2 protein-coding genes are annotated in these 785 nt (G+C 38.9%); both read left to right on the forward strand.

Annotated features, from left to right (window positions below):
- Positions 1-363 (forward strand): hypothetical protein (locus tag HEM79_RS22305; RefSeq protein ID WP_203218641.1); only part of this gene is annotated, 363 nt, incomplete at its 5' end.
- Positions 356-676, forward strand: coding sequence for a hypothetical protein (locus HEM79_RS22310; protein WP_176241946.1), 321 nt, complete (start codon positions 356-358; stop codon positions 674-676). The genes HEM79_RS22305 and HEM79_RS22310, both read left to right, overlap by 8 nt.
- The last annotated feature ends 109 nt before the right edge of the window (positions 677-785 follow it).

Raw genomic sequence — 785 nt, forward strand, 5'->3', positions numbered from 1 at the left:
TATGCTTATGCGCCTAATCCGTTAAGCTGGATCGATCCGCTGGGGCTAAGTGGTGATAAGGTTAATGTCTATAAAGATGCTCCTTATCATGGTACAACTGATAATTCAGTAAAAAGTCGTGCCCCTACAAATGGTCAAGGCGCTTTAGATAATTCTGTTCAAGTAAAACCCACATCACCTAGACGTGTTGGTGTAGACACTGCTAACAATGAAATCGTGGTATTAGATAAAACTCGTTCTTTGTCAGATAGTGTGGATGAGTACCATGGTCATGTACGTGAGTGGGATGCTCTTGATAATAAACAGCAATCCGCCCTGATTAAGGCGGGTAAGACTACGAGAAAAGGAAGGATTTGTGAATAATAAAGATAAATTTCATCTTGAAAAACTGCTTAATTCTGAAGATGAAAAGCAAGTAGCTGAGACACTCCTTTATATAGCTTACAATGTTAAAGATATTTCATGGTCTGAAGAAGTATTCATGAGGATGGCCAGTAATTCCAATGACGATATATGTGGGCTTGCTTTAACTTGCATTGGGCACTTGGCAAGAATAAATGGTAAAATAGATAAAGGGAAAGTTATTCCATTTCTAAAAGAGAAAATGGAAAATTCAAGTAAGGTAATATCATCAAGAGCTGAAGATGCGCTTGATGATATTAATGTTTTCACTTAGATTGTTGTATTTATAATGGGGAAACCGTACTAAGTTACGACCCGAACATCTGGTATGAACGGGGAAATGGTTAGATTTGCGGTGATGATCCGATAGGGCTGGCGGGGGG

Origin of the sequence: Escherichia sp. 93.0816, assembly GCF_013368855.2 — a bacterium.
GTDB lineage: Bacteria > Pseudomonadota > Gammaproteobacteria > Enterobacterales > Enterobacteriaceae > Escherichia > Escherichia ruysiae.